At 63.3% G+C, this 23,560-nt stretch carries 21 protein-coding genes; 9 read left to right on the top strand and 12 right to left on the bottom strand.

Annotated features, from left to right (window positions below; all coding sequences use genetic code 11):
• Positions 1-46: 46 nt before the first annotated feature.
• The 4 genes from J2Y63_RS17440 to J2Y63_RS17425 form a co-directional block, all read right to left on the bottom strand.
• On the bottom strand, positions 47-1,558 hold the full coding sequence (locus tag J2Y63_RS17440) for a diguanylate cyclase domain-containing protein (RefSeq protein ID WP_435267112.1): 1,512 nt from the start codon (positions 1,556-1,558) through the stop codon (positions 47-49).
• 130 nt (positions 1,559-1,688) lie between these two features.
• Positions 1,689-2,516 (bottom strand): TolB family protein, encoded by an 828-nt coding sequence (locus J2Y63_RS17435; protein ID WP_435267111.1) that lies wholly within the window; start codon positions 2,514-2,516, stop codon positions 1,689-1,691.
• Between the two features lie 14 nt (positions 2,517-2,530).
• Positions 2,531-2,857 carry a hypothetical protein gene (locus J2Y63_RS17430; RefSeq protein WP_435267110.1) on the bottom strand — a complete coding sequence of 109 codons (327 nt, stop codon included), beginning with the start codon at positions 2,855-2,857 and terminating at the stop codon, positions 2,531-2,533.
• 2 nt (positions 2,858-2,859) lie between these two features.
• Positions 2,860-4,539, bottom strand: coding sequence for an NAD+ synthase (locus J2Y63_RS17425; protein WP_435267109.1), 1,680 nt, complete (start codon positions 4,537-4,539; stop codon positions 2,860-2,862).
• A gap of 302 nt (positions 4,540-4,841) precedes the next feature.
• Between J2Y63_RS17425 and J2Y63_RS17420 the strand changes: the two genes are divergently transcribed.
• The 4 genes from J2Y63_RS17420 (at position 4,842) to J2Y63_RS17405 (ending at position 9,636) form a co-directional block, all read left to right on the top strand.
• Positions 4,842-6,776: an LTA synthase family protein gene (locus J2Y63_RS17420; RefSeq protein WP_435267108.1), complete on the top strand. Its 1,935-nt coding sequence runs from the start codon at positions 4,842-4,844 to the stop codon at positions 6,774-6,776.
• A 45-nt stretch (positions 6,777-6,821) separates the two neighbouring features.
• Positions 6,822-7,352: a DUF1003 domain-containing protein gene (locus J2Y63_RS17415; protein WP_256115629.1), complete on the top strand. Its 531-nt coding sequence runs from the start codon at positions 6,822-6,824 to the stop codon at positions 7,350-7,352.
• A gap of 136 nt (positions 7,353-7,488) precedes the next feature.
• A complete protein-coding gene (locus tag J2Y63_RS17410; RefSeq protein ID WP_256115628.1) occupies positions 7,489-7,911 on the top strand; it encodes a TadE/TadG family type IV pilus assembly protein in 423 nt (140 codons plus the stop codon).
• A 3-nt stretch (positions 7,912-7,914) separates the two neighbouring features.
• Complete coding sequence (locus tag J2Y63_RS17405) at positions 7,915-9,636, top strand: pilus assembly protein TadG-related protein (protein ID WP_435267107.1); 1,722 nt, start codon at positions 7,915-7,917, stop codon at positions 9,634-9,636.
• A 3-nt stretch (positions 9,637-9,639) separates the two neighbouring features.
• On the opposite strand, the gene J2Y63_RS17400 is transcribed toward J2Y63_RS17405, so the two are convergent.
• From J2Y63_RS17400 to rpiA, 5 genes are all read right to left on the bottom strand, one after another.
• The gene (locus J2Y63_RS17400) at positions 9,640-10,035 is read right to left on the bottom strand and encodes a GFA family protein (protein ID WP_435267106.1); all 396 of its coding nucleotides are present in this window, start codon (positions 10,033-10,035) and stop codon (positions 9,640-9,642) included.
• Between the two features lie 122 nt (positions 10,036-10,157).
• A complete protein-coding gene (locus J2Y63_RS17395) occupies positions 10,158-11,531 on the bottom strand; it encodes a class II 3-deoxy-7-phosphoheptulonate synthase (RefSeq protein ID WP_435267105.1) in 1,374 nt (457 codons plus the stop codon).
• A 147-nt stretch (positions 11,532-11,678) separates the two neighbouring features.
• Positions 11,679-13,067 (bottom strand): glutathione-disulfide reductase, encoded by a 1,389-nt coding sequence (gor, locus tag J2Y63_RS17390; protein WP_435267104.1) that lies wholly within the window; start codon positions 13,065-13,067, stop codon positions 11,679-11,681.
• Between the two features lie 135 nt (positions 13,068-13,202).
• Positions 13,203-13,763, bottom strand: coding sequence for a DUF2059 domain-containing protein (locus tag J2Y63_RS17385; RefSeq protein WP_256115622.1), 561 nt, complete (start codon positions 13,761-13,763; stop codon positions 13,203-13,205).
• 18 nt (positions 13,764-13,781) lie between these two features.
• Positions 13,782-14,480: a ribose-5-phosphate isomerase RpiA gene (gene rpiA / locus J2Y63_RS17380; protein WP_435267103.1), complete on the bottom strand. Its 699-nt coding sequence runs from the start codon at positions 14,478-14,480 to the stop codon at positions 13,782-13,784.
• A gap of 192 nt (positions 14,481-14,672) precedes the next feature.
• On the opposite strand from rpiA, the gene J2Y63_RS17375 reads away from it, so the two are divergent.
• Positions 14,673-15,347 (top strand): HAD family hydrolase, encoded by a 675-nt coding sequence (locus tag J2Y63_RS17375; RefSeq protein WP_435267102.1) that lies wholly within the window; start codon positions 14,673-14,675, stop codon positions 15,345-15,347.
• Positions 15,348-15,355: 8 nt separating this feature from the next.
• Positions 15,356-16,156 (top strand): APH(3'') family aminoglycoside O-phosphotransferase, encoded by an 801-nt coding sequence (locus J2Y63_RS17370; protein ID WP_435267101.1) that lies wholly within the window; start codon positions 15,356-15,358, stop codon positions 16,154-16,156.
• Between the two features lie 4 nt (positions 16,157-16,160).
• On the opposite strand, the gene J2Y63_RS17365 is transcribed toward J2Y63_RS17370, so the two are convergent.
• Positions 16,161-18,035 carry a L,D-transpeptidase family protein gene (locus tag J2Y63_RS17365; protein ID WP_435267100.1) on the bottom strand — a complete coding sequence of 625 codons (1,875 nt, stop codon included), beginning with the start codon at positions 18,033-18,035 and terminating at the stop codon, positions 16,161-16,163.
• Between the two features lie 477 nt (positions 18,036-18,512).
• Between J2Y63_RS17365 and fumC the strand changes: the two genes are divergently transcribed.
• The 3 genes from fumC (at position 18,513) to J2Y63_RS17350 (ending at position 22,191) form a co-directional block, all read left to right on the top strand.
• Positions 18,513-19,961 carry a class II fumarate hydratase gene (gene fumC, locus J2Y63_RS17360; RefSeq protein ID WP_435267099.1) on the top strand — a complete coding sequence of 483 codons (1,449 nt, stop codon included), beginning with the start codon at positions 18,513-18,515 and terminating at the stop codon, positions 19,959-19,961.
• Positions 19,962-20,131: 170 nt separating this feature from the next.
• Positions 20,132-21,202, top strand: coding sequence for a GGDEF domain-containing protein (locus tag J2Y63_RS17355; RefSeq protein ID WP_256115615.1), 1,071 nt, complete (start codon positions 20,132-20,134; stop codon positions 21,200-21,202).
• A 341-nt stretch (positions 21,203-21,543) separates the two neighbouring features.
• Positions 21,544-22,191 (top strand): L,D-transpeptidase, encoded by a 648-nt coding sequence (locus J2Y63_RS17350; RefSeq protein WP_256115614.1) that lies wholly within the window; start codon positions 21,544-21,546, stop codon positions 22,189-22,191.
• A 154-nt stretch (positions 22,192-22,345) separates the two neighbouring features.
• Here J2Y63_RS17350 and J2Y63_RS17345 read toward each other — a convergent pair whose 3' ends face one another.
• Both J2Y63_RS17345 and J2Y63_RS17340 read right to left on the bottom strand, forming a co-directional pair.
• The gene (locus J2Y63_RS17345) at positions 22,346-23,101 is read right to left on the bottom strand and encodes a M15 family metallopeptidase (RefSeq protein WP_435267098.1); all 756 of its coding nucleotides are present in this window, start codon (positions 23,099-23,101) and stop codon (positions 22,346-22,348) included.
• Between the two features lie 28 nt (positions 23,102-23,129).
• Positions 23,130-23,516 carry a hypothetical protein gene (locus tag J2Y63_RS17340; RefSeq protein ID WP_435267097.1) on the bottom strand — a complete coding sequence of 129 codons (387 nt, stop codon included), beginning with the start codon at positions 23,514-23,516 and terminating at the stop codon, positions 23,130-23,132.
• Between the last annotated feature and the right edge of the window lie 44 nt (positions 23,517-23,560).

Raw genomic sequence — 23,560 nt, 5'->3', positions numbered from 1 at the left:
CGATCAAGCCTGCCCGCGCCGCGCACCGGCCTGTCAGCGCCCTATATCAGGCCGCGCGCGCCTCGCCGGCCTCGATAATCATCTCCTGGCCGACATGATCCGCATGGACGGCGCGGTTTCGGCCGGCGTTCTTGGCGGCGTAGAGCGCAGCATCCGCCATCACCATCACGTCATGCACGGAGCCGCCGTGCTGCGGGAACTGCGCGATCCCGGCGCTGCCGCCGATGACCAGCAACTGGCCGTCATAGGCGATCGGCACCTGCGTATCGCGCACGAGGCTGCCGGCAAGCTCCAGCAGAGCCTCGTGGCTTCGCTCGCCGGTGAGGAGCACGGAGAATTCGTCGCCGCCGAGGCGGGCGACACAGCCCTGCTTGCCGATACGATCGGAAAACCGCCGGGCGACGGCCTGGAGCACGGCGTCACCGGCCGCATGGCCATGCCGGTCGTTGACCGCCTTGAACTTGTCGAGGTCGAGCGCGAGAATGGCGAAGGGCTTGGTCTCGCCCCTGCGGATGGCGCGGCGCACCTCCTCGTCGAAGCCGCTGCGGTTCTTCAGCCCCGTCAGCGTGTCATGCCGCGCGAGGAAGGCGTTTTTCGCCTCGCTGCGCTGGAGCGCCTTGATGAGGGCAGAGAAGCGCAGCGTGACGAAGAGCATGACGCCGGCGAAGACCAGCACGAACATCGCGATCTGCGGCAGCGCCGAGCGCCAGACGAAGGAGCCCGGCATATTCGGCCGCCAGGAGGCGACCATGGGATTGTAGGCATCGGCGCCGACCGGCGTCATTACCAGCCCCGGCTCCTGCGTCACGATGGGGGTAAAGCCGAGATCGTGCACGCCGAGTCGTCGCTCGGTGTTCGCCAGCATCTTTTTCGAGACCGGCTTGACGGTGATGAGCAGTGTCGGCTCCAGCCGGTGGGCCGGGATATAGAGCGACTTCGGAACGACGGCCTGCACGACGACGATGCTCATGACGCGGTCGATGAGGCGCATGCCGGTGACATGGATTTCCGGCAGCGCCGGGGTCAGGAGGTCGGGATCCTCCTTCGCGCGCGCCACCTGCCAGCCGCCGCGGTCCGGCGAGAGCGCCTCACGATACTTGCGCTCGGCCTTGTGGGTGAGATCGCTCACCCAATGCAGCTTTTCGCGCGCCTTGCTCTCGGAAACCTTTTCCCCGCGATAAACGCCGAGCACCTTTTCGCCGTCCGGCGAAGCGAAGATCATCCAGGAGAAACCGAAGTCGGACCACATCCAGTCACGCAGCTGGTCCCGCACGAAGGCGTCGCCCGGCATGCCATCGGCCAGTTCGTTGAAGCTCTTGTCCCAGAAGGAAAGCTGGCTCTGGTACTGCACGACCTGGTCGATCTGGTGGCCGAACTCGTTGCGCACCAGCGTGCGCTCGGTCTCGGCAACGAAACTGTCGGCCCGCTCGATCGCGTAATCGAGCACGAGGTAATTGGCGGCGCCGAACAGCAGCACGATCATCACGGCCGCCGTCCGGATCACCAAACCAACACCGCGTCGCCGTGTCGCGCGGCTTTCTTCCGCTTTGCTCGTCATCTCTGCCCCTGCCTGTCCCCCGCCCGGTTTTCCGGACATTGTTGAACAAAGGCTACAGGCAAGACGGCAAAAATCGCTTAAGCGGGCTGGTGAGCAAAAACTTAACTTGCGCTCACCGGATATCGGGAGATCAGGCGGCCGGCGCGTAGCGCACGAAGGCGAATTTTTCGCCGTCCGGCGCCCAGTTCGGCACGTTCATCGTGCCCTGCCCGCCGAAAAGCTCGAAAAGGACGCGCGCATTGCCGCCATCCATGTCCATCAGGCGCAGGCGCACGCTAAGATCGCGCGGATGGTCGAAGACATCGCCATCATAGGAAAGCACCAGCAAGTGCCGGCCATCGGGCGAAGGATGCGGGAACCAGTCGCCATAGGGGCTGTCGGTGATGCGCGTCGGCTCGCTGCCATTTGGCCGCACCCGCCAGATCTGCATGCGGCCGGTGCGGCTGGAATTGAAATAGATCCAGTCGCCATCCGCCGAATAATCCGGCCCGTCATTGCGCCCCTCGCCAAATGTCAGCCGACGCTCCTCGCCGCCGGCGACCGGGATCGTGTAGATATCGAAGAGATCGTCGCGGATGCCGCAATAGGCGAACGTCGCCCCATCCGGCGACCAGCCATGCCAATAGGACGGCAGGTTCGGAGTCACCAGCCGCGGCGTCCCGCCTTCCGCCGGCAGCACATAGATCGCCGACTTGCCGAATTCCACCTTGTCGCTGATCGCCAGCAACGTGCCATCGGGCGAAAGCCCATGATCGTTGTTGCAAAGCGTTGCAAACCCGGTGTCGATCTGCACCGGTTCGCCGCCGTCGACTGAAAGGCGATACAGCGACCCGTCACCGTTGATGACCAGGAAACGCCCATCCCGCGAAAAATTCGGCGCCTCGACAAGCCGCTCCGTCTGCCAGACAATCCGCGTTTCGCCGGTGACAATGTTGTGGATTTCGACGGAACTGCGCATGATTTCTCCTGCCGTTATCGCTGCTCATCCACCGCCGGCAACAGCTTCCGGCAGATCGATTGCATCAGCACGACATTGCTCTGGTCGCGCCAAGTCGAAACGAAACCCCAGACCAACAACAAAAGGATGCAGGTAAAGGCCACGCCGACGATGACAAGGCTGCCGGTCGCAAGGCCGTAGATGCCGAACACTGCCGGTGTTGCGAAATAGGCGACCTGCGCCGAAACCTGCCGGCCGGCCGACATGTCGCTCAGCGACCACAACCGGATGAGCCTGATTTCCTCCGTCGTGAAATCCGGGCGGTTTTCATCACCGCCCGGCTCGCTGGAGCGCGCCTCCATGTTCAGCCCCGATCCCGGAACCGGTTGGTGATCGGGTAGCGGCGGTCGCGGCCGAAGTTCTTCTTGGTGATCTTCACGCCCGGCGCCGACTGGCGGCGCTTGTATTCGGCGATGTAGAGCAGGTGCTCGATGCGATGCACCGTCGCCACGTCATGGCCGTGCGAGACGATCTCCTCGGTGCTCATCTCCTTTTCGACGAGGCATTCGAGGATGTCGTCGAGCACCGGATAGGGCGGCAGCGAATCCTGGTCGGTCTGGTTGGGGCGCAGCTCGGCCGACGGCGCCTTGTCGATGATGTTCTTCGGGATCACCTCGCCCGTCGGGCCGAGCGCACCCGGCGGCGTATGTTCGTTGCGCCAGCGCGACAGCGCGTAGACCTGCATCTTGTAAAGGTCCTTGATGGGATTGAAGCCACCGTTCATGTCACCGTAGAGCGTGGCGTAACCGACCGACATTTCCGACTTGTTGCCGGTGGTGACGACCATCGAGCCGAACTTGTTGGAGACGGCCATGAGGATCGTGCCGCGCGTGCGGCTCTGCAGGTTTTCTTCCGTGATGCCCTCTTCCGTGCCTTCGAAAAGTTCCGAAAGCGAGGAGAGGAAGCCGCTCACCGGCGCCTCGATCGGCACGATGTCATAGCGGCAGCCGAGCAGCTTGGCGCAATCGGCCGCGTCCTTTAGCGAATCCTTCGAGGTATAGCGGTAGGGCAGCATGATGCAGCGCACCCGCTCCTCGCCCAACGCATCCACGGCGATGGCCGCGCAGATCGCCGAGTCGATGCCGCCGGACAGGCCGAGCACGACGTTCTTGAAGCCGTTCTTGTTGACGTAATCGCGGAAGCCGAGCAGGCAGGCACGGTAATCCGCCTCCTCGTGCTCGGGAATGCGCGACATCGGCCCGCCGTCGCAGACCCAGCCGTCGCCGCGCTTCTTCCAGGTGGTGAGCGCGATCGTTTCCTCGAACTGGCTCATCTGGAAGGCGAGCGACTTGTCCGTGTTGAAGGCGAAGCTCGCGCCATCGAACACCAGTTCGTCCTGGCCGCCGAGCTGGTTGGCGTAGATGAGCGGCAGCCCGGTCTCGATGACCTGCTTCAGCACCACCTGGTGGCGCACGTCGACCTTGGCGCGATAATAGGGCGAACCGTTCGGCGACAACAGGATTTCGGCGCCGCTTTCGGCCAGAGTCTCGCAAACGCCGAGTTCGCCCCAGATATCCTCGCAGATCGGGATGCCGAGGCGCACGCCGCGGAAATTGACCGGCCCAGGCATAGCGCCCTGGTCGAAGACGCGCTTTTCGTCGAACTCGCCGTAGTTCGGCAGGTCCACCTTGTCGCGCACCGCGATCACCTTGCCGCCGTCGAGCACGGCGACGGCGTTGTAGCGTCCGGTCTCGTCCTGCCGGGGAAAGCCGATGATGACGCCGGGGCCGCCGTCGGCGGTGTCATTGGCGAGGTCATCCACCGCGCGGCGGCAGGCCTTCAGGAAGGCGGGTTTCAGCACGAGGTCTTCCGGCGGATAGCCGGAAATAAAGAGCTCCGTCAGAAGCAGCAGGTCGGCGCCCTGGCGGGCGGCGTCCTCGCGCGCGGCGCGCGCCTTGGCGAGATTGCCGGCAACGTCGCCGACGGTCGGGTTCAATTGCGCAATAGCGATGCGCAGCGTCGCCTTTTCAGTCTCGGAAGTCATGTCTGCGGACCCGTTTCCTCATGGTGTCCGATCCTGCGGCCGCGCCTCGCTGCCGCACTCTCGAACGGTCGACAAGCTCTTTAGAGCATGACGGGCGCTTTGGGAATGAAGGCCGGTGGGGTTTGCGTGCGGTTTGCGCGCGCTTTCGCCGCAAGCCCCGGTTTTTCAGCGTCTCGCGCCGAACATTGCCGCAGTGCAACAGGGGGAACCAAAGCATTGGATGAACGTTGCAGAAACCGTTCATCTCCTGTTCAAGATGACATCCATATGACAATGGTACGAAAGTTTTATGAAGTTTGGAGATGGCCTTGGCCCTGTTCACTCCCACCGCCGTGGCTATCGAAGCCGCCGAAGGCCTTGCCGTTGAGGCAGGCTTTTTCGCGCGTCATATCAAGGCGCTGGCGGTCCTGCGTTCGCTCGCCGTTTCCCTGCTTCTCGCCCTTCTGACCGTCGTTGCCGTCGAGCTTATCACGCGCGGCTCCGTCGACCAGACCTGGCTCTATTTCACCAACCCCGAACAGCCCGCCTGGACCACCACGGGCGTGTTCTTCCTGCTCTACCTCGCCATCGATGCGCTTATCGGCCGGCAGCACAAGGCCGTGCTGCTCGTCTCGCCGCTCGTCGTGCTGATGGGCGTCATTTCGCAGCAGAAACAAGTCTTTCTGACCGACCCGCTTTATCCGACCGACCTGCTCTTCGGGCGCCAGATCATGGAGCTGATGCCGGTGCTGGTGCAGGACCGGCCGTGGACGGCCGCCGCGCTCGCGCTGGCCGTCGTCGCGTCCGTCGTCGCCCTCATCAGCCTGTGGGTCTTCGCCTGGCGCCGCTTCCGGCCGCTGACGAAGAAGGAGCGCCTGACGCGGCTTGCCGTCGCGCTGCCGCTCATCGCCGGCTTCGTTTCCATCATGGACTATAACGAATTCTCCTGGGTCCGTGACCGGCTGAAGGTTTTCCCGATCATGTGGGACCAGGCGGAGAACTATCGCCACAACGGCTTCGTCATGGCCTTTGCCATCAACCTGCCGATGGCCAACGTCCAGGCCCCGTCCGGCTACATGGTCGATGCGATCGACAAGATCCCGTCGAAGCCGCTGCCGGCCGGCACCACGCACCGCTCCAAGCCCGATGTCATTGTGGTGATGAGTGAATCGCTGTGGGATCCGACGCGCATCCAGAGCGTGAAACTCTCGGCCGACCCGATGCCGGTGATCCGCGAAAGCCAGAGCGGCAACGTCTTCTCGCCGGAATTCGGCGGCCTCACCGCCAATGTCGAGTTCGAGGCGCTGACCGGCTTCTCCAATGCCTTCCTGCCAACGGGCAGCATTCCCTACCAGCAATATGTGCGCAAGCCGATCCCGTCGCTTGCCACCTTCTTCCGGGCGGAAGGCTACACGGCGCGCGCCATCCATCCGTTCTCCGGCTGGTTCTGGAACCGCTCCAGCGTCTACAAGGCCTTCGGCTTCCAGACCTTCAAGGACGTCGACAAGATGCCGCCGCTTGCAAAACGCGGCAACTTCACCTCGGACGAGGCGCTGACCAAGGAAATCATCCGCCAGGCGGATGCGCAGGAAGACCCGTTCTTCTTTTTCACCGTCACGCTCCAGGGCCACGGCCCCTATGACGACGGGCGCTATGCGAAGACCGACATCGCCGTGGACGGCAAGCTCGATGCGCGCGACAACCGCATGCTCGCCAGCTACGCCCAGGGCGTGAAGGAAGCGGACCAGAGCCTGAAGATGTTGATGGACTGGGCGAAGACGCGCGATCGCGAGACGATCATCGTCGTCTTCGGCGATCACTTGCCGCCGCTCAACACGGTCTACCAGAACTCCGGCTACATGAGGGGCATCACCGCATCGCGCAAGGGCTCGCCCGAGCAGATGCAGAAGGAGCACGAAACGCCGCTCGTCATCTGGTCGAACAAGACCGGCACGGAAAAGGAGATCGGCACGATCAGCCCGGCCTTCCTGTCCTACTACATCCTCAAGGAAGCCGGCTTCGAGCATCCCTACTACACCGGCTTCCTAGGCGCGGTGCACGACAAGCTGCGCGTCATCGACCGCTACATGCTGATCGACGCCAAGGGCAACGGCACGGCAGGCTGGGCGCGCAAGAAGACGATCGACCCGCTGGTACGCGACTTCCGCTTCCTGCAGCACGACATCATGTTCGGCAAGCAGTACGGTCTCGAACGCTTCTTCAATTCCCATGCGGAACTGATGGCGGCGGGCTTCTAAACAGCGCTAGGCTAGGGCTCCGATTCCCTTCTCCGGAGCCCGGCCATGAGACCCTTCGACGACGCCGCCCAGATCCTCTTCGGCAAAGCCGCCAGCGAACTCGACGAGACCGAACGGGAAGTGCTGCTGCACTCCCGCGAAGGCCGCATCCTGTCGGAAGACAGGAACGTCGCCTATGAAGCCAAACAATCGTTCGGCGAACGCATAGCCGACGACATCGCCCGCATCGGCGGCTCGTGGGGCTTCATCATCGGCTTTTTCATCTTCCTTGTCGTCTGGACGGTTTCCAATACGATCCTGCTCACGCGCGACGCTTTCGACCCCTACCCCTTCATCTTCCTGAACCTCGTTCTGTCCATGCTCGCGGCCATCCAGGCGCCGATCATCATGATGTCGCAGAACCGGCAGGCCGCCCGCGACCGCTTCGAGGCCTCCAAGGACTACGAGGTCAACCTCAAGGCGGAGATCGAGTTGATCGCTCTACACCACAAGATTGATACGCACTTCATCGACGAGATCGCAGGGCTCAAGCGCGAAGTTCTGCGCTTGCACAACATATTAGAAGGGCGAAACTAAATAGCGCACAATCAAAAAGTGCTTCAGAATAAAACAGCGCAATCTAAAGGGGAACTTAAGATTCAGGGTGCACCATGACCTCAGCATCCATTGGTGGATGCGGACAGCCTCGTCACAATCCTAAGGAGGAGATGTCATGTATGCTCTGTCCCGCCTTTGCAAGGATCGCGCTGGCACGTCGGCAATCGAGTTTGCGATCATCGCGCCACTCTTCTTTCTCGTGCTCTTCACGATCATTGCCTACGGCATCTACCTGAGCGTCGCGAGTTCCGTGCAACAGATCGCCGCCGATGCAGCCCGCACGGCAGTCGCGGGTATTAATTCGACGGAACGGGTCACGCTGGTAAACCGCTATCTCGAAGCGTCGCGGTTTGATTACTCCTTTATAAATCGCTCGAAGATGCAGGTGGTGATTGGGGACGATCCTGGTAATTCGGATCAATTCACGGTCGTCATCTCCTACGATTCAAGCGATTTGCCCATCTGGGGCCTCTTCACCTTCGTGCTCCCCGGGAAAAAGATCGAGCGCTATGCCACTGTTCGCGTAGGAGGGCTTTGACGCATGAAGGTGCCCAAAACACTCCTCAAGGATCGCGCAGGCAACATCGGCACCCTCGCAGCCCTGAGCCTGCCCCTCCTGATTTTTTCGATCGCGCTCGGCGTTGACTATAGCTACCTCACGCTGCAACAGCGCCAATTGCAGACGGAAGCGGATCTTGCCGCCATCGCAGCCGCTGCAAGCGTCGGCGATGCCGAACAATCGGCCGCCACATACTTTGCACTCAACAACCTGCCGATCTCCGTGACCGGTAAGGACGGCAAGGTCATCCCCGCGGTGATCACGCCCAGCAACGCCAAGTTGACGCAGGGAACGGCGCTTGTCGAGCGCGGGCGCTATATTGCTGACCCCGCTATCGCGCCGGAAGCGCGCTTCAAGACTGCCACCACGGATGCGGACGCCGCCCGCGTCATGCTTTCAAGGAAAGCCGACCTCTTTGTCTCCTCGCTCTTCATGCAGAACTCGCTGACGCTTTCGGCCACGGGCTCCGCCGCCCGCTCCAAGACAGCCTCCTTCTCCATCGGCACGCGTCTTGCCAGCCTCAATGGCGGCATCCTGAATGCGCTGCTCGGGAAACTCCTCGGCACGAACCTCTCGCTCAACGTCATGGACTACCGGGCGCTGGTCGATACCGACATTTCGGTCCAGCCGTTCCTGAAGGCGATTGCGACGAACCTCAACCTGACGGCCGGCACCTATGAGGATGTGCTGAATGCCGGCGTAACCATGCCGCAACTTCTCACCTCGATGGGCGCCGTCGAGGGGCTTTCCGGCCCCGTACGGTCGGCCCTGCGGCTTCTGGAGCAGGCAACGGCCGGCAGCAAGGTGAAACTGCCGCTGTCGCGCATCCTTAACCTCGATCCGAAGAAAGGCCTGACGATTGGAACCGGCGGCGACTGGAAGATGTCGATCAACGCCTTGCAGATGATCTCTTCCGCGGCCGCGCTGGCGAATGGAACGAACCAGGTCGCCCTCGACCTCGGCACGGTTGTGCCCGGCCTTGGCGCCGTTACCGTGGACCTCGCAATCGGCGAACCGCCGGTGGAGACCCCGTCGAACAGGCTTGGCGCGCCGGGCACCGCGGTGCGCAGCGCCCAGACGCGGCTTGCGGTCGAGGTGAACATTGATGGCCTCGCAGTGCTTGCTGGCCTGCGTGTCAAGCTGCCGCTTTATATCGAGGTCGCCGCGTCGGAGGCAAAGCTTGCCGATATCCGCTGTCTTGGCGGTTCGGCCAGCAATGCCAGTGTGGCCATCGACGCAGTGGCGGGCGTTGCGGAAATCGCGCTTGGCAAGGTCAACCCCTCGGTGCTGTCGCATTTCTCCGATGAGCCCCGCGTGGAAAAGGCCCGCATTGTCGATTCGGCGCTTTTAAGCGTCGATGCGCGAGCACCCGGCGAGGCGATGAATCTGACAAAAACTCACCTCACCTATACATCGGCAGAAATCGCCGCCGGAACGACGAAATCCGTATCGACCCGCGACACGCTCTCCTCCACCATCCAGACCATGCTGGGGGACATGGAGCTGGAGATCAACGTGAAGCTGCTCGGCCTGCCGATCAACGCGTCGATCCTCACCTCGGCGCTCGCCACCACGCTCGGCGCCGTGACGCCGGCGCTCGACCAGTTGCTCTACAACCTACTGCTGGTCGCCGGCATCCGGATCGGCGAGGCCGACATCCGCGTCACCGGCGTCTCCTGCAAACGCCCTGCCCTCGTCCAGTAGCCCTCAGTGGCCCTGGGCGAAGCGCGGTGCGTCGTCGTTGATCTCGTAATAATCGCCCTTGTCGGCGCAGAAGATATGCACGCCGATCCTGAGCCCCGTCGGCTGGTCGAAGGCGCCGGCCATGATCGAGGTATAGTCGGAACCGTCGCCCTTCCAGAACAGGGCGGAGCCGCAGACGCGGCAGAAGCCACGGCTTGCCGTGTCGCTCGCCCTGTACCAGGTGACGTTCTCGCCGCCCTCCACGGCAAGCGCATCGTCGCGCACATTGGTCGCGGCATAAAAATGCCCGGTCTGCCGGCGGCACTGGCTGCAATGGCAGGCAACCACCTCGCGCAACTGGCCCTGGGTGCGAAAGCGCACCGCGCCGCACAGGCAATGCCCCAAATGTTCTTCGCTCATATGTCCTCCCAAACGAAACCGGGCCAGCTTTGCGAGCCGGCCCGGTTCCTGTCAAATTCACGTTTCTGAATGCATGCATCAGCCCCGCTAATTTACGGAGACGAAGCACGAACGAAAGGCGATCAGCCGTTCACGACCATGCGCTTTTCGTCCCGGCCGCCCTTCATGCGCTCGGCAAGAAGAAAAGCGAGTTCGAGTGCCTGGTCGGCGTTCAGACGCGGATCGCAATGGGTGTGGTAGCGGTCGGCGAGGTCGTCGCCCGACAGCGCCCGCGCGCCACCCGTGCATTCCGTCACGTCGTTGCCGGTCATCTCGATATGGATGCCGCCTGGATGCGTGCCTTCCGCGCGGTGGATCTGGAAGAAGCTTTCGACTTCCGACAGGATCCGCTCGAACGGACGGGTCTTGTAGTTGTTGAGCGTGATCGTATTGCCGTGCATCGGGTCGCAGGACCAGACGACCTTCTTGCCTTCCCGCTCCACGGCGCGGATGAGGCGCGGCAGGTTGTCGGCGACCTTGTCGTGGCCGAAGCGGCAGATCAGCGTCAGGCGGCCGGCCTCGTTTGCCGGGTTCAGGAGGTCGATCAGCTCCAGCAGGCCGTCGCTGGTCAGCGTCGGGCCGCACTTGAGGCCGAGCGGGTTCTTGATGCCGCGGCAATATTCGACATGCGCATGGTCGGCCTGGCGCGTACGGTCGCCGATCCAGATCATGTGGCCGGACGTCGCATACCAGTCGCCCGAGGTCGAATCGACGCGGGTCAGCGCCTGCTCGTAGCCGAGCAGCAGGGCCTCGTGGCTGGTGAAGAAATCGGTCTCGCGCAGGTTCGGATGGTTTTCCGAGGTGATGCCGATCGCCTTCATGAAGTCCATCGTCTCGGAAATCCGGTCGGCGAGCTTGCGGTAGCGCTCGGCCTGCGGGCTATCCTTGACGAAGCCGAGCATCCACTGGTTGACGTTCTCGAGATTGGCGTAGCCGCCCATCGCGAAAGCGCGTAGCAGGTTCAGCGTCGCGGCCGACTGGCGGTAGGCCATGAGCTGGCGTTCCGGGTTCGGAATGCGCTCATCCTCGGTGAACTCGATACCGTTGATGATGTCGCCGCGGTAGGACGGCAGCGACACGTCACCCTGCTTCTCGATGCCCGAGGAACGGGGCTTGGCGAACTGGCCGGCAATACGACCGACCTTCACGACGGGCTGCTGGGCGCCAAAAGTCAGCACCACGGCCATCTGGAGGAAGGCGCGGAAGAAGTCGCGGATCGTATCGGCGCCGTGTTCGGCGAAGCTTTCGGCACAGTCGCCGCCCTGGAGCAGGAAGCCCTTGCCCTCGGAAACGTTGGCCAGCGCCGACTTCAGGCGGCGTGCCTCGCCGGCGAAGACGAGCGGCGGAAACTTCGCGAGGCGCTCTTCAGTCGCCGCCAATGCGGCGAGATCCGGATAATCCGGAACCTGCTGGATGGGCTTCTGCCGCCAGCTGGTCGGGGTCCAATTCTGTGCCATGATACTCACCTGTCCTGAAGCGCCCGCGAAAGCCTGCGAACGCCCCTCCGTTTTGAAGATGCGGGCTTATAAACCGTTAGATGGTTCTTGCATAGCCGAAGTTCCAGCCGAGGCTGGCCGATTTGCGTCACCGTGACGGGCGGGCTTTCAGACCCGCTGGCCGCCGCGCACGCGATAGCTCGGCTGGTACATGGTGACGAGCTCTTCGGAGGCCGTCGGGTGCACCGCCATCGTGCGGTCGAAGTCGTCCTTGGTGACGCCCGCTTTCAGCGAAATGCCGAGGAGCTGCGCCATTTCGCCGGCATCGTGGCCGAGGATATGGGCGCCCAACACCTTGCGGTCGGCGGCGTTGACGACGAGCTTCATGATCGTCTTTTCCTGCCGGCCGGAGAGCGTCGCCTTCATCGGGCGGAATTCGGCGCGGTAGATTTCGAGATCGTCGAAGGCCTTTGCCGCCTCCTCTTCGCTCATGCCGACGGTGCCGATCTCGGGCTGCGAGAACACGGCGGTGGCGATCATGTCATGGTCCGGCGAGACCGGGTTGCCGCGGAACTCCGTCTCGATGAAGCACATGGCCTCATGGATCGCGACAGGGGTAAGCTGCACGCGGTCCGTCACGTCGCCGAGCGCAAAAATGCTCTCGACATTGGTGCGCGAAAAATCGTCGACGATGATCGCGCCCTTCTCGTTCGTCGCCACGCCCGCCGTTTCCAATCCAAGGCTGCCGGTGTTCGGCACGCGGCCGAGCGCCAGCATGACCTGGTCGACGACAAGCGTCTCGCCCGACTTGGTGGTGACGGAACGGCGGCCGTCCCCGGTCTCGGACACGTCCGTGATAATATCCTCGCAGATCACGCGGATGCCCTTGGCGATCATCGCGGATTGCAGGCCGTGGCGCATGTCCTGGTCGAAGCGCGACAGGATCTGCTTGCCGCGATAGATCAGCGTGGTCTCAACGCCGAGGCCATGGAAGATGTTGGCGAATTCGACCGCGATATAGCCGCCACCGGCAATCAGGATGGCTTTCGGCAGCTCCGGCAGGTCGAATGCCTCGTTGGAGGAGATACACAGCTCAAAGCCGGGAAGCCCGGGATGCGGCGTCGGATGGCCGCCGACGGCGATCAGGATGCGTTCCGCCGTCACCAGTTCGTCGGTGGCGGTCAGGCGGATGGTGTTCGGGCCGACCAGCACGGCACGCGTCGCAAGGATCGTGGCGCCGGCATTGTCGAGCCCCTTGCGGTAGAGCCCTTCGAGGCGGGTGATTTCCTTCTCCTTGGCGGCGACGAGCGCCTGCCAGTCGAAGCGCGTCTCGCCGACCTGCCAGCCGAACCCGGCCGCATCCTCGAAATGCTCGTGGAACTGCGAGGCGTAGACATAGAGCTTCTTCGGCACGCAGCCGCGGATGACGCAGGTGCCGCCAAAGCGGAATTCTTCCGCGATCGCCACCTTCTTGCCCATGCTGGCCGCCAGCCGCGCGCTGCGCACGCCGCCGGAGCCCCCGCCGATGACGAAGAGGTCGTAGTCGAATGTCGCCATGGGTAGATCTCCTGCGGGCAAGCGTGGCCGTCTGACGGGACCGGCAGCGCGAATCCGTCACCGGGCCGAAGAACATATAGGAGCAGGTGGTGCAAAAGAAAAAGGCGGCTGACGCCGCCTTTTCCGGAAAATCGATTACTGCTGCGGCTGCTGCGCTTCGCCACCCTCGGTGGCCGCACCATCGGTGGCCGGCACGCTGCCGAGGATCGGGTTGAGCTTCTTGGCGCTTTCGGCCCGCAGGTCGCGGTCGACGCCGACAGCCCAGATCTCGGCGGCCTTCATGACTTCGCGCGTGGCGATCGGGCCATCCGAAAGCAGCTTCTTGCCGACGGGCGACGTGTAGAAATCGGCGATCGCCTTCAGCTCATCCTGGGTGAAGGTCTTTGCGTAGATCGACGCGGCCTCGCGTTCCAGATCGGCGCGGCGCGGCGCAAGCGCGAGCGCCTGCTCGTCGACGGTCGCATTGATTTCCGATTCGTGGTTCGGCGAGGCCTGAACCAGCGTGCTCTTGATGCGCACGGCAAGGCCCGGCAGGATGTTGTCGAAACCGTTCGTCGCGCCGATGGCGTCGATGGCAGAGCGGGCGGTCTTGATCTGTTCGTCCGTGACGTCCTGCGCCGTGGCAGCGCCTGCAAGGCTTGCCGAAACGATAAGGGTCACCGCGAGGGTCCGGCCGAAACCAGCAAATTTGATCATATCGGTCTGTGCTCCTGTCTATTCTTTTGCCGTCAGCGTGCGCGCACCAGCGGGTCCCGCGATGATGGCCAGCGACGCCATATTGATGAAGAGTCCGTGTTCGACGACACCGGGTATGTCATTGAGGCTGCTTGCGAGCGCATCTGCATCAGGAATGCGGCCAAAAGATGCGTCGAGAATATAGTGTCCACCATCGGTCATGAAGGTGCCGTCGCCTGACGCACGCAGCACGATGGCGCCCGAAAGGCCAAGCCGGGCGGCCGCCTTCTCGATGGCGATGCGCGTGGCGGCAAGCCCGAACGGGTTGACCTCGATCGGCAGCTTGAAGGCGCCGAGCGTCTCGACCACCTTGCTCTCGTCGGCAATGACGATCATGCGCGTCGAGGCGCTGGCGACGATCTTTTCGCGCAGCAACGCACCGCCGCCGCCCTTGATGAGGCTCAGCCGGCCGTCGACTTCGTCGGCGCCGTCGATGGTGAGGTCGAGTTCCGGCAGCTCGTCGAGCGACTTCAGCGGCACGCCGAGTTCGACGCAGAGCCGCGCCGTGCGCTCGGATGTGGGCACGCCCTCGACCTTCAGGCCGCCTGCGACCCTCTCCGCCAGAAGCCGTACGAACTCTTCCGCAGTCGAGCCGGTGCCGATGCCGAGGCGCATGCCGTCTTCCACATGGGAGAGTGCGGCCTCGGCGGCCTTGATCTTCATTTCCCGGGCGTCCATGCCCCAAAACTCCTTGAATACGCGTCAGCCGGCGCCCGAAGCGGCCGGAATTCCGGTGAGACACTTACACGCCCTGAATGCCAAACGAAAGCCAAAATCGCCGCATCCCCCTGGGCGAGAAGCCGATTGCAAATGCCGGCGCCATCGCATACCGGAGAGGCCTGCCCTCGCTCTCCTCACAAGGTTTCCCGCATGTCCGCATCTCTCGTTGTCTTCGATCTCGACGGTACGCTCATCGATACCGCGCACGACCTCGTGGCAAGCCTCAACCACACGATCGGTCTCGAAGGCCTTGACCCCATCACCTATGACGACCTCACCTATCTCGTCGGTCATGGCGGGACGGTGATGATCAAGCGCGCCTTCTCGCTGCGCGGCCGCGAGATCAGCGAGGAGGAGCTGGCCCGCATGCTCGGCGTCTTCGTCGACCATTATGCGGAGGCCATGCCGGGCGTCTCGGTGCCCTATCCGGGCCTCGTCGATGCGATGGACCGCCTTTCCGGCGCCGGCTACCGCCTCGCCGTCTGCACCAACAAGATGGAAGGCCTCGCCCGCCGCCTCGTCGACGGCCTAGGGCTGACCGCGCGTTTCGCGGCGATCACCGGCGGCGATACGTTCGCGGTGCGCAAGCCGGATGCCGAACACCTGCTCGGCACTGTCCGCCTCGCCGAAGCCGATCCGCTCCGTACCGTGATGATCGGCGACAGCCTCAACGACATGCTCGTCGCGCGCAATGCCGGCGTCCCGTCGATTGGCGTGCCCTTCGGCTATTCCGACGTGCCGGTCGCCGAGCTGGAGCCGACCCATGTCATCACCCATTTCGACGAACTGACGCCCGACCTCGTCGAGCGCCTGCTCGCCCGCTGAGCGAACCCATGGACTGGGCCGGAACGCTCCTGGATATCAACGCCGGCTGGGTGCCGGCGCATCAAGGCGAATCCGGCGACCGGGTTTTTCGCAGCCCGGACGGGCGCAGCTATGCGAAGCTCGCGGCCGGACCGCGCGCTTTAGAGCTTGCCGGCGAACGCGACCGGCTCGCCTGGCTGGCGGACAAGGGCATCGCCTGCCCCGCACTTCTGGACTGGCGCGAGAACGAACAGGGCGCCTGCCTTGTCATGAGCGCCGTGGCGGGCCTGCCGGCGGTGACGCTTTCGGGCGCCGACCTCCTCACGGCCTGGCCTTCGATGGCCGAACAGCTCGCCGCGTTCCACGCCCTTCCCATCGAAAACTGCCCTTTCGAGAAAAACCTCGCCGGCATGTTCGCCCGCGCCGCCGGTGTCGTGGCGCGCGACGCCGTCAATCCGGATTTTTTGCCTGATGAGGACAAGGAGCGGCCGGCAGGCGAGCTGCTCGCCCGCGTCGAGGCAGAACTGCCGCTGCGGCTTGCGCAGGAACGAGAAGACCGCGTGGTCTGCCACGGCGATCCCTGCATGCCGAATTTCATGGTGGACCCGCAGACGCTGCGCTGCACGGGCCTGATCGATCTCGGCCGTCTCGGCACGGCGGACCGTTACGCCGACCTCACGCTCATGCTCGCCAATGCCGGGGAAAACTGGACGACGGAAGCGGAGGCTGAAAAAGCCTTCGACATTCTCTTCGCCACGCTGGGAATCGAGGCGCCCGACCGGGAGCGCCTCGCCTTTTATCTGCGGCTCGATCCGCTGACCTGGGGCTGAACGGTCAGCCCTGGACCTGCCGCGCCTTCTGCGTCGCGGCGAAAGCCTTGCGCATGTAGTCGTCGCGGCCATAGACGTCGTCGAAGAATTCGACCACGCCGTCCTTGTTCGGCCAGGCGGTGAAATAGGCGATGTAGATCGGGATATCCGCCTTGACCGGCAGCGCCTTGTTGTGGCCGGCGGCGATCTCCTTGCCGACGTCTTCCTCGCTCACGCCGAGCACGGCGGCCGCCATCTTGCGCGGTTCGGCAAGGCGCACGCAGCCGTGGCTGAGCGCGCGCATGTCCTTCTTGAAGAAGCTCTTCGAAGGCGTGTCGTGCATGTAGATGGCGTGGCTGTTCGGGAACAGGATCTTCAGTTCGCCCAGCGCATTGTCGCCGCTCGGCGGCTGGCGCACGGAAACGCCCGAGGTCGAGCCGTACCAGTTGACCGACGAAGACGGCACCGCGCGGCCGCCGACGGCGACCTCGTAGCCCATGCGGTCGAGATAGGACGGATCGCTGCGAAGTTTCGGCAGCATCTCGTTGATGATGATCGACTGCGGCACGCCCCAATAGGGGTTGACCTCGACAGTCTGCACCTTGTCCTCGAAGAAATAGGTCTGGTTCGACTTCGAGCCGACGACCGTGCGCATCGAGAACTTTTCCGCGCCGTCCTCGTAATAATAGACCTGGAAGGCCGGCTGGTTGATGAAGACGTGGCGGGCGCCGAGATCGACCGGCAGCCAGCGCGCCTGCTCCAGCGCCACCTCGACCTTGGCGACCTTGTCGGCAACGCTGTCGCCGCCCGTCATCTTGCGGATCGAGGCCTTGCCGACGACGCCGTCCGGCTTCAGGCCGTTTTCCTTCTGGAAGGCCTCGACGAGGGCCACCAGTTCCGGCGTGTATTCGGGCGTGCCGGTGTACGTGGCGATCGTCACCGAATGATCGGTCTTCAGCGCGTCGGAGCCGTGCTTGACGATGCCCTTGACGACATTGGCGAGTTCCGGATTGCTCTGGCCGGGCTTCAGGAGCGTGCCTTCGGCGATGACCACGCGATCTTCGCCCGCAGTTTCCGCCTTCAGCTTGGCAAGCTCCGCCTTCAGCGCCTGGAAATCGGCGCTCGAGGGCGAGCGGCTTTCGAGATAGCCCTTGACGTTGCTGCTCATCGCCACGTTCTTCAGCGCCGCGACGAGATTGACGTCCTTGCGCTTGAAATCGTGGTAGCCGGAAATCTTGTTCGGATCGATGCGGCCGCGCACGGCGTCCTGCACATAGGTGGCGACGGCAGCCGAAAGTGCCACCTCGAAGGTCGCAAGCTCGCCATAGCGCTTGTTCATGTCGGCGCTGTCGAAGCTGTCCGACGGAATCTTGACCGCATAGTCCCACGGATCGAGGCCGACCGAAGCGGCATCGGCCAGAACCGCGATGGCGCTCTTCGCCTTCTCGTTGATGCCCGTGCCGTCGATCCAGACGAATTTCTTCTGCTGGCCGTAAAAACTCTCGACCGCCTTGGCAGGCCCCTCGGTCGTGCGCACGTCAACGGTGGCGAAGGCGGCGCGGATGCCCGCATCGCCGGCCGGCTGGACGGCGGCGGAAATCGAGCTGGTGATGACGGGATCGGCCAGCTTGTCGACGGCGACGCGCTTCAGCGCATCGGCCTTGTAGGTATAGTAGCGCGGACCGGTGACGCGGGGCAGCGGCTTGGCTTCCTGCTTCACTTCGGCGCCCGGCAGGGCAAAGCCGGTGTCGACGCCGGGAAGCGGCTCGGCCTTCTGCTTTTTCTTGCCGTTCAGCCATTCCATGACGGTCAGGGCGTTTGCGGGCGTCGCGTTGAGCGAAACAGTGGCGCAGGAGAGAGCCAGCGCGGCGGCCAGCACGGCAGTCTTGGTAAGCTTCATGTATTCCATTCCCCGATTGACCCGCGCGTGTCGCGGTCTCTGGTGGCGCCCGAACCAGCAGGCCGGTAAGTTATAGGAAAGGATGGTGAATGAAAAGGAAACGCCCCTCCCCGCCAGCCTTGCCAAACCTCACGAAACCGTCATTTCAGACCTCGGCAAGCGAGACGGATGGGCAGGCGTAAAAATTTGAATTGGCGTGGAATTTTACCGCTGGAAACGAAAATTTCGCCTGGAACGTCAGCAAGGCGCGAAAAACAAGCCGACGATTGTGATGGAAAAAGCACAGCCCCGCGAGCGCTCCGCGCGCCCTCATCCCGCCCGTCCGCGGCCTAATCGATTTTAACCGAAAGTCTCGTCCCGCGCGGCCATTCCGCCCCTTGCAACCGGGTCGCAGATGGGCCAGAGATTTTCGCGATTTTTTCGCGCCAGCGCGGCCTTTTATGAAACGGCCCGCGCTCGCCCGGCCTGCCGCGCCCCATGCGGCGGCATCGCCGGCGGCAGGACGAAGCGCATGGGTTTTTAGCGGGAAGCACAATGACATCGACGCGCACGGAAACGGATACATTCGGCCCCATCGAAGTGGACAACAGCCGCTATTGGGGCGCGCAGGCCCAGCGCTCGCTCGGCAATTTCAAGATCGGCTGGGAAAAGCAGCCGCTTTCGGTCGTGCGTGCGCTCGGCATCGTCAAGCAGGCCGCCGCCCGCGCCAATGCCGAACTCGGCCGCCTCGACCCGGCGCTCGCCAAGGCCATCACGGACGCCGCGCAGGAAGTCATCGACGGCAAGCTCAACGACCATTTCCCGCTCGTCGTCTGGCAGACGGGCTCGGGCACCCAGTCGAACATGAACGCCAATGAGGTGATCTCCAACCGGGCGATCGAAATGCTCGGCGGCGTCATGGGCTCGAAGAAGCCGGTGCACCCGAACGACCACGTCAACATGAGCCAGTCGTCGAACGACACCTATCCGACGGCCATGCACATCGCCTGTGCCGAGCGCATCGTGCACGACCTGCTGCCGGCGCTGAAGCACCTGCATGCTGCCCTTGAAGCGAAGGTGAAGGTCTTCGACCACATCATCAAGATCGGCCGCACGCACACGCAGGACGCCACTCCGCTCACCCTCGGCCAGGAGTTTTCCGGCTACGCCGCGCAGGTCGCCTCCTCGATCAAGCGCATCGAGCTGACGCTGCCGGGCCTGTGCGAACTCGCCCAGGGCGGCACCGCCGTCGGCACGGGCCTCAACGCGCCGGTCGGCTTTGCGGAGAAGGTCGCCGACCACATTGCGCAGATCACCGGCATCGCCTTCAAGACCGCGCCGAACAAGTTCGAAGCGCTCGCCGCCCACGACTCGATGGTCTTCTCGCACGGCGCAATCAATGCCGCCGCCGCAGCGCTCTTCAAGATCGCCAACGACATCCGCTTCCTCGGCTCCGGCCCGCGCTCCGGCCTCGGCGAACTGGCGCTGCCGGAAAACGAGCCGGGCTCGTCTATCATGCCGGGCAAGGTGAACCCGACCCAGTGCGAGGCCCTCACCCAGGTCTGCGCCCAGGTCTTCGGCAACCATGCCTCGCTCACCTTCGCCGGCAGCCAGGGCCATTTCGAGCTCAACGTCTTCAACCCGCTGATGGCCTACAACTTCCTGCAATCGGTCCAGTTGCTGTCGGATGCCGCAATCTCGTTTACCGACAATTGCGTCACCGGCATCGAGGCGCGCGAGGACAACATCAAGGCGGCCCTCGACCGTTCGCTGATGCTCGTCACAGCACTCGCCCCGAAGATCGGCTACGACAACGCCGCCAAAATCGCAAAAACCGCCCATAAAAACGGGACGACGCTTCGCGAAGAGGCCGTCGGCGGCGGTTACGTGACCAACGAAGAATTCGACGCGGTTGTACGTCCTGAAAAAATGATTATGCCGGGTTGAGATAGAATTTTTGAATATTCCGCCTTGAAAGGCCGCAGGTCATTGTATCTGCGGCCTTTTTTGCGTCCAGCCTTCCGTAACGAGAGTTGAGAAGCGTTAATCATTCCCAAAGTATTTCCGCCTTATTTTGCGGGTCGGGAGCCAACCAACGAAATTCAGGAGCAGCCGACATGAGCACGGCAGTTGCGCAGAAGGTCCAGGTGCCGGATATCGCGGCCCAGGTGACCTATGCCATGCGCATAATGGGCGTCGCGCCCATCCCGCGGAACTACGAGCTGTTCTACGAAGCCTATATCGGTTCCAATCCCAAGCTGACGCGCGAACTCGCCGCCCTCGGCAGCAAGGCCTCGCAGGAAGAGCTGGACGAGATCGGCGCGAAATATTTCGGCCATCACCATGGCGCGACCGCCATCGACGGCGCGCACACCAAGATCGTCGGCGAGCTGGAAGGGCTGTTGCGTCTCCTGAAGCAGGAGCAGACCTCACTCGAAAGCTACAATAAGCTGCTCGACGAGACGTTCGGGCGCATCACCGGCAAGAACGCAACCAGCGTCGAGATCATCAAGAGCGTCGTCGGCGTGCTGACGCAGGCGACCGGCGACACCATCAACCAGGGCAAGGAGATGGTGGAGAACGTCGCGCAGAAGTCGATCGAGATGGACAATGTGCGCAAGGAACTCGACGAATACAAGCGCATCGCCAACACGGATTCGCTGACGCAGCTCTCCAACCGTCGCGCCTTCGACGACAAGCTTTCCGCCATCTACAATTCGACGATGTCGCGCGGTGTGACCGCGCTGATCCTCGCCGACATCGACCATTTCAAGAAGATCAACGACACCTACGGCCACCCCGTTGGCGACAAAATCCTCGCCTCTGTCGGCAGCTTGATTCGCGCCAATGTGCGCAAGGACATTCTCGTCGCCCGCACCGGCGGCGAAGAATTCGCGATGATCGTGGAAGGCAACACCGAGGAAGAGGCAATGGCGATCGCCGAGCGCATCCGCGTCGCGCTCGAGCACACGCCCTTCAAGAACTCAAAGACCGGCGTCAATTACGGCCCGATCACCATCTCGCTCGGCTTCTGCATGGCCTCCTGGGCGGAAGGTCCAGGCGAACTCTACTCCAAAGCCGACATCGCGCTTTATTGCGCCAAGAACGGCGGTCGCAACCGCACCATGCCGTTCGAGGACGGCATGAAGAAGGATTTCGCCAAGAGCTGGCTGATCTACCGCAAATAAGCGGCCTCGCACTGCCTTCGAAACGGCGCCTTCGGGCGCCGTTTTGCGTTTGGCACGAAATTTTTTCTCGCCCGCCAAATCCGGCGGAACCGCGGCGGGAGTCGCGCGTTTTTGCGGCACGGGAGGAACGCGCCATGCAAACCGGATTTTTCGAACTGACGATGATCGCCGCCCTGATGCTGAGCAGCCTCGTCTGGATCCAGCCCTTCTAGGGGCTCGAAAAGCCCGGCGGGAGGCCTGTTCCCGCCGGAACATCGTGGCGCGCGCCGCTGTCCTAGAAAGTCCCCATCAGAACAAAGCGCCGAGCATGAAGCCAACGGCCGCAAACAGGGACCAGGACAATGAAAAAGCTCGCTATCGCTCTTCTCGCAGGTCTTCTTTCCACCGCAGGCGCGGCCTTCGCAGCCGACAACGCCGTCGACCCGATCGAAGTCGCCTCGCTCTCCTCCTCGGCCCAGAAGACGGGCTGGCTGCAGGTTCTGTCCGGCGGCAAGCCGGTCAAGTCGGAAAAGAAGATCGCCGCCGTCTCCCGCGCGCCGATCGCCCGCGAACTCGTCGCCTTCAACGAGAAGGTCGCCCCCGGCACGATCATCGTCGACAATTCCGAACGCCGCCTCTATCACGTGCTCGGCTCTGGCCTGGCCATGAAATACGCCGTCAGCGTCGGCCGCGAGGGGTTCATCTGGACGGGCGCGGAAAAGGTCACCCGCAAGACCGAATGGCCGACCTGGACGCCGCCGGAAGACATGCGTGCCCGCGAAGCCAAGAAGGGCAAGATCCTGCCGGTCTCGATGAAGGGCGGCCTCGACAACCCGCTCGGCTCGCGCGCCATCTATCTCGGCTCGACCATCTACCGCATCCACGGCACCAACCAGCCGTCCTCGCTCGGCAAGGCGCAGTCCTCCGGCTGCATCCGCATGGCGAACGAAGACGTCGAACACCTCTATGCCCAAGTCACGGCGGGAGTCACGGTCATCGTTCGCGATTGAGTTTTTCACTATCGGCGGCAGGCGGAAACGCCCTGCCGCCCCAACCACTCCGTCATCCTCGGGCTTGACCCGAGGATCCATTATTTTCAAAGGGTTATGGATCCTCGGGTCAAGCCCGAGGATGACGGAGGAGAGGTTTGGGCACTATATCGTCTCAGCGGCAGGCGGAAGCGCCTGCCGCTTTTGCTATGGCAATGAGATCGGGGCGATACTCGAAATGCATGGTGTCGTAGTGATACCAGCGTCCGCCCCAGACATAGCCGTGCCGCTCGAAAATATCGACGATCTCCAGCGGATACTTGTTGGCATATTTCGGCACCTTGCCCGGCTTGCCGCCGGACCAGATCCAGTAATCGGCAAACTTGGTGTTGAGATCGATCGCCGCGCCAAAACTGTGCACCGACATATTGGGCGCACCGGAGACCTTGCGCCAGTTGAAGGTGCCGGCCGACGGCGCCAGATAGCGCTTCAGCTCCGGTTTGGCCGCAAGCTCGTCGCGCACCTTCTCCAGCGCCGCAGCCGCGCCCTGTCGCTTGGTCACGCGAACCGTCGCGCCAAACCATTTGACCGGCACGAGATCGGCCTGCACCGCCTTCGCCGATTTTCCGTAAAGACGCATCATCAGCGCGTCGCTGCGAATGCGGCCGGGATCGAAATTCACCACCGGTTTCGCGTCGCAGGCGCCGAGCGGATAGATCTGCTGGAGGCTGTCCTCGACGTCGCCGGTGGCGAGCGCGGCCTGGTGATCCTTCGTCTTGCCGTCGTCGATTTCGAGCGGTGCCCCACCGTCCTTGAAGACAAGGCTGTTGCCCTCGATGCCGGCGAGGCTTTCGGGATAGGCCGCGACGAGCAGCTTGAGACGGGCCGCAAGATCGGGCTCCGCAGCGCCCGCCACTGAGGCGGCGAGCACGAAGAGAGCAGCACCCGCAAGTGCGTGCTTAGTCCACGGAAATGTTGATATAATCGCCTCCCCCGCCGCGCCAGATTTCGACGTGGATCTGCACATCGCCGTTCAGCAGGCGTCGAGCAGCGCTGCCGTCGATGCGGCCGCTGCGGATCATGCGCTCGGCGAGCTCGCGGTTGCGCGCCGAGGCGAAGAAGTTGTCGAAATCGTCGCCGGGCTGGCTGACACCGAAGCGGTGCACATTGGCGCGGTCCTGGCGGATGACCTGCCAGGGCTGCGTCAGGCGCTCGTTGCTGGAGTTGTAGAGGTCGTCCTGGCCGATATAGGCGCCGTAGCTTTCGATCAGCTCATCCGCCCTGGCCGCTCCGGCCGAAGCCGCAAGCACTGCGGCGATCGCCGCCGCAAAAATTCCTATCCGCATTCCCAACTCCACCTATCGGCCGTGGCCGCTTGCAATCGCTAACA

Origin of the sequence: Shinella sp. BE166 (genome assembly GCF_051201095.1) — a bacterium.
Classification (GTDB): domain Bacteria; phylum Pseudomonadota; class Alphaproteobacteria; order Rhizobiales; family Rhizobiaceae; genus Shinella; species Shinella lacus.
Note: the sequence above shows the minus strand (reverse complement) of the source record. Positions and strands in the feature narration are given on the sequence as shown.

What these genes read in the sequence shown, in the direction of transcription:
- J2Y63_RS17440 (WP_435267112.1), bottom strand. Translation starts at nt 1,558, where the DNA reads ATGACGAGCAAAGCGGAAGAAAGCCGCGCGACACGGCGACGCGGTGTT.
- J2Y63_RS17435 (WP_435267111.1), bottom strand. Translation starts at nt 2,516, where the DNA reads ATGCGCAGTTCCGTCGAAATCCACAACATTGTCACCGGCGAAACGCGG.
- J2Y63_RS17430 (WP_435267110.1), bottom strand. Translation starts at nt 2,857, where the DNA reads ATGGAGGCGCGCTCCAGCGAGCCGGGCGGTGATGAAAACCGCCCGGAT.
- J2Y63_RS17425 (WP_435267109.1), bottom strand. Translation starts at nt 4,539, where the DNA reads ATGACTTCCGAGACTGAAAAGGCGACGCTGCGCATCGCTATTGCGCAA.
- J2Y63_RS17420 (WP_435267108.1), top strand. Translation starts at nt 4,842, where the DNA reads ATGGCCTTGGCCCTGTTCACTCCCACCGCCGTGGCTATCGAAGCCGCC.
- J2Y63_RS17415 (WP_256115629.1), top strand. Translation starts at nt 6,822, where the DNA reads ATGAGACCCTTCGACGACGCCGCCCAGATCCTCTTCGGCAAAGCCGCC.
- J2Y63_RS17410 (WP_256115628.1), top strand. Translation starts at nt 7,489, where the DNA reads ATGTATGCTCTGTCCCGCCTTTGCAAGGATCGCGCTGGCACGTCGGCA.
- J2Y63_RS17405 (WP_435267107.1), top strand. Translation starts at nt 7,915, where the DNA reads ATGAAGGTGCCCAAAACACTCCTCAAGGATCGCGCAGGCAACATCGGC.
- J2Y63_RS17400 (WP_435267106.1), bottom strand. Translation starts at nt 10,035, where the DNA reads ATGAGCGAAGAACATTTGGGGCATTGCCTGTGCGGCGCGGTGCGCTTT.
- J2Y63_RS17395 (WP_435267105.1), bottom strand. Translation starts at nt 11,531, where the DNA reads ATGGCACAGAATTGGACCCCGACCAGCTGGCGGCAGAAGCCCATCCAG.
- gor (WP_435267104.1), bottom strand. Translation starts at nt 13,067, where the DNA reads ATGGCGACATTCGACTACGACCTCTTCGTCATCGGCGGGGGCTCCGGC.
- J2Y63_RS17385 (WP_256115622.1), bottom strand. Translation starts at nt 13,763, where the DNA reads ATGATCAAATTTGCTGGTTTCGGCCGGACCCTCGCGGTGACCCTTATC.
- rpiA (WP_435267103.1), bottom strand. Translation starts at nt 14,480, where the DNA reads ATGGACGCCCGGGAAATGAAGATCAAGGCCGCCGAGGCCGCACTCTCC.
- J2Y63_RS17375 (WP_435267102.1), top strand. Translation starts at nt 14,673, where the DNA reads ATGTCCGCATCTCTCGTTGTCTTCGATCTCGACGGTACGCTCATCGAT.
- J2Y63_RS17370 (WP_435267101.1), top strand. Translation starts at nt 15,356, where the DNA reads ATGGACTGGGCCGGAACGCTCCTGGATATCAACGCCGGCTGGGTGCCG.
- J2Y63_RS17365 (WP_435267100.1), bottom strand. Translation starts at nt 18,035, where the DNA reads ATGAAGCTTACCAAGACTGCCGTGCTGGCCGCCGCGCTGGCTCTCTCC.
- fumC (WP_435267099.1), top strand. Translation starts at nt 18,513, where the DNA reads ATGCGGCGGCATCGCCGGCGGCAGGACGAAGCGCATGGGTTTTTAGCG.
- J2Y63_RS17355 (WP_256115615.1), top strand. Translation starts at nt 20,132, where the DNA reads ATGAGCACGGCAGTTGCGCAGAAGGTCCAGGTGCCGGATATCGCGGCC.
- J2Y63_RS17350 (WP_256115614.1), top strand. Translation starts at nt 21,544, where the DNA reads ATGAAAAAGCTCGCTATCGCTCTTCTCGCAGGTCTTCTTTCCACCGCA.
- J2Y63_RS17340 (WP_435267097.1), bottom strand. Translation starts at nt 23,516, where the DNA reads ATGCGGATAGGAATTTTTGCGGCGGCGATCGCCGCAGTGCTTGCGGCT.